General features: G+C 33.4%; 3 protein-coding genes. All 3 read left to right on the forward strand.

Going from position 1 to position 3,850, the window contains the following annotated elements; translation table 11 throughout:
- The first annotated feature begins 297 nt into the window (after window positions 1–297).
- The 3 genes from EAI80_RS12295 (at window position 298) to EAI80_RS12305 (ending at window position 3,722) form a co-directional block, all read left to right on the forward strand.
- On the forward strand, window positions 298–1,896 hold the full coding sequence (locus tag EAI80_RS12295; protein ID WP_129982267.1) for an ATP-binding cassette domain-containing protein: 1,599 nt from the start codon (window positions 298–300) through the stop codon (window positions 1,894–1,896).
- A gap of 183 nt (window positions 1,897–2,079) precedes the next feature.
- Complete coding sequence (locus EAI80_RS12300; protein ID WP_129982268.1) at window positions 2,080–3,024, forward strand: NmrA family NAD(P)-binding protein; 945 nt, start codon at window positions 2,080–2,082, stop codon at window positions 3,022–3,024.
- Window positions 3,025–3,113: 89 nt separating this feature from the next.
- Entirely contained in the window at window positions 3,114–3,722 is a 609-nt protein-coding gene (locus EAI80_RS12305) for a shikimate kinase (RefSeq protein WP_238634615.1), read from the forward strand.
- The last annotated feature ends 128 nt before the right edge of the window (window positions 3,723–3,850 follow it).

A 3,850-nucleotide genomic window follows, 5' to 3' on the forward strand; every position in this document is an offset into this window, starting at 1 on the left:
TTGACCTTAAGAACATGATAAATGATTTATGAAATAAACAAAACAGATAGCAGAAAACTGCCCCTAAAAAGTTGACAGCATAAAAGCAAAGCCAGGAGTTCATACCCCTGACTTTTTCAAAGCTTGAGTAAACCCCAAGTCTATTTAGTTACTCCTTATATTCCATTACTCATACTACTCTCTCATTCTCTATATAATAGTACTACTATCTCTATCCATCACCTATATCTCAATTTTACTAGACATAATCAACTAAATATGGCATAATACATCTCTGTACGAAAGGAAATGTAGACTATGATATCAACACATAATGTATCACTCAGATACGGAGATCGCGCTTTATTTGAAGATGTATCAGTAAAATTTACTGAAGGAAATTGTTATGGGATTATTGGTGCAAATGGTGCTGGTAAATCCACATTCTTAAAAATATTATCAGGTGAAATAGAACCAAACAAAGGTGAAGTAATTATTGAACCTAATAAGAGATTATCTGTTTTAAAACAGGACCACTTTGCTTATGATGACAACAAAGTAGTAGAAACAGTCATCATGGGTAATAAGAGACTATTTGAAATCATGCAGGAAAAAGAAAAGCTATATGCTAAAGCTGATTTTAATGATGAAGATGGTATAAGACTAGGAGAACTTGAAGGTGAGTTCGCAGACATGGATGGCTGGAATGCTGAAAGTGATGCTGAAATCATGTTAAATGGTTTAGGTATTACAACAGAATACCATGATATGTATATGAAAGACTTAGATGGTAACCAGAAAGTCAAAGTATTATTAGCCCAGGCTTTATTTGGAAACCCTGATATTCTTTTACTAGACGAACCTACCAACCATCTAGACCTAAAGAGTATCAGATGGTTAGAGAACTTCCTATTAAACTTTAAGAACACAGTCATTGTCGTATCACATGACCGTTATTTCTTAAATAAGGTATGTACACATATTGCTGATATTGATTACAGCCGTATTCAGCTATATGTAGGTAACTATGACTTCTGGTATGAATATTCTCAGATGCAGATCCAGCAGATGAAAGACCAGAATAAGAAAGCAGAAGCTAAAAAGAAAGAATTAGAAGAATTTATTGCACGTTTCAGTGCCAATGCTTCTAAAGCAAAACAGGCTACTTCTCGTAAGAAACTATTAGATAACTTAGAAATGGCAGATATGAAACCATCACTAAGAAGATATCCATTCATTGGTTTCAAACCAGGTAGAGAAGTAGGAAACATTGTATTAAATGTAGAAAACCTTACTAAGGTAGTAGATGGAGAAACTCTTATTAATAATGTTTCTTTCTCTATTCTTCCAAATGAAAAGGTTGCTTTTGTAGGAGACGATAAAGCAACAGAAGCATTCTTTAAGATCATCATGGGAGAAGATAAAGACTTTGAAGGTTCTTATAAATGGGGTATTACGACTACTCAGTCATACTTCCCTAAAGATAATTCAGCATTCTTTAATGATTGTGAATTATCTTTATTAGACTGGTTAAGACAGTTTACCGATGGCAGCATGTATGAACAGGAACTAAGAGGATGGTTAGGTAGAATGTTATTCTCTGGTGATGAAGCATTAAAGAAAGCGAATGTTTTATCAGGAGGAGAAAAGGTAAGATGTATGCTTGCTAAAATGATGATGCATGATGCAAATGTATTAATCTTTGATGAACCTACAAACCACCTTGATCTAGAATCTATCCAGGCATTAAACCAAGGTTTAATGCGTTTTCCAGAAAACATTCTATTTACTTGTCATGACCACCAGTTTGTTCAGACAATTGCGAATAGAATTATCGAATTCACTGCAGAAGGTACAATTGACCGTCTATCAACATTTGATGAATATTTAGAATACAAGGACACACTTGATGCATAAGAGCGGATTAAACCGCTCTTTTTTTCTTCTCAAGGTTAGTTATTATACGATGAGGATGTTAATACCTGTATCATCCTATACGGCTTAGAAAAGCTAAAAATCATTTTCTAAATCTATAACTCACTTATAAACAAATTCTAAAAGTATTATCATGATACATATAGAAAACAGGAGGATAAATAAATGGGTAAATTATTGTTAACTGGTGTTGATGGAAACTTAGGTCAATTAGCTGCTGACGTATTACTTACATTAGAACCAGTAGAAAACTTAATCTTTTGTGGTTATGACGAAGAATCACTTAAGAAATATGCTGAAAAGGGTGTAGAAACACACGTAACTAACTTTAATAATCCTGATGGATTAGTTGAAGCATTTAAAGGGGCTGATGCTCTCGCATTAATCTCTATGCCATTTGTTGGTGTTAAAAGACAGAATGCACATAAGAATGCTGTAGATGCAGCTAAAGCAGCAGGTGTTAAACAGATTATCTATACTTCTTTAGTTAATGCTGATGATGAAACAAACCCATCAGTAGAAAAGAAAGACCATATCTATACTGAAAAATATATTAAGGAAGTAGGTCTAGACTATCAGTTCATGAGAAACTCTCAATATGCTGAAGCAATGGTTACTAACTACTTTACTTATGCTCATATGAATGCACCACTTACTAATTCACAAGGTGATGGTCTAATGGCTTATATTTCTCGTAAAGACTGTGCTAAAGCATTAGCTCATGCATTACATAGATCAAATGAATTCCACCATAAAGTATGGAATATTAATGGATTAGAACTAATGACTATTTCAACATTCTGTGCTATTGGTGATGTAAGTACAGGAAACCATGTACCATTTGTAAATGTCACTGATGAAGAAAACTATCAGATCTGGGATGCAATGGGTGTCCCTAGAACAACTGATGGCGTATTCCTAAAGGATTCAGAAGCACCATTCTCTTCAGATGGCATGGTTACATTTGCACAGGCTATTAGAGAAGGTAAAATGGATATTCATACAAAAGACTTCACTGAACTAACAGGAGACACACCTATCTCAGTAAGATATATGTTTGATCATAATGAAGAATTCCAAATCGGTGAAAGACATTCTCAAGACAAATAAACTATACACTAGAGCGGATTATTAAACCGCTCTTTTTTCTTCTTAAGGCTAGGAAAATATATTATTGCTATTAGAATGAGATAATAGTATTGAACGCTTTATTAATTAAAGGCATAATATCAGTAAAGGGGGACAGAGGAATGAAGATATGTTTATTTGGAGTTTCTAATGTTGGAAAAACAACTGTGGGTAAATTACTTGCTGAACGATTAGATATTAAGTTTGTCGATTTAGATGAAGAAGTGAAAAACCGCTTGAAAATATCTCTTGAGGAATTTTTTAACACTGAGAATTTACGGTGGAGAGATCAGAAACGAGGAAGTATTATCAAGAAGATTATTAAAATGGAAGAAGATGTTGTCTTTGCAATTTCACCCATTTCTTATATTGAAAACTTTAGAACAAGCATTATATCAGATGATAATTTACTGATTGAGCTGTACGATACTCCAGAGAATATTTTTTCGAGGCTTGTATTTAGTGATGAAAATGACGAGATTTATACTGATGATAATTACAAAAATGCGAATAAAGATTATTATATGAAAGAAATTCAAGCAGATTTAGATTGGTACGGAATGGTTAATGCTAAGATAGGGATACACAATCGTGTATTTGTTAATAACAAGTCACCGGAAGAAGTTGTGGATAGAATAATCATGGAGTATAATCTGGAAAATGATGATTGTGGAAAGTAAATGTAAAATGGACCCTGTAAAATGGACACGATAAAAAAGAGACCTTATTTCGTGACCCTGTTTTACAGGGTTTTTATTTTGCGTAGTATAATGATTATAGAATGGTGGTGTTATTATGGGAGCAAATT

Source organism: Catenibacterium sp. co_0103, assembly GCF_004168205.1.
GTDB lineage: Bacteria > Bacillota_I > Bacilli_A > Erysipelotrichales > Coprobacillaceae > Catenibacterium > Catenibacterium mitsuoka_A.

Bases quoted from the DNA above. Each gene is read 5' to 3' on its own strand.
- EAI80_RS12295 (WP_129982267.1), top strand. From the start codon at position 298: ATGATATCAACACATAATGTATCACTCAGATACGGAGATCGCGCTTTA.
- EAI80_RS12300 (WP_129982268.1), top strand. From the start codon at position 2,080: ATGGGTAAATTATTGTTAACTGGTGTTGATGGAAACTTAGGTCAATTA.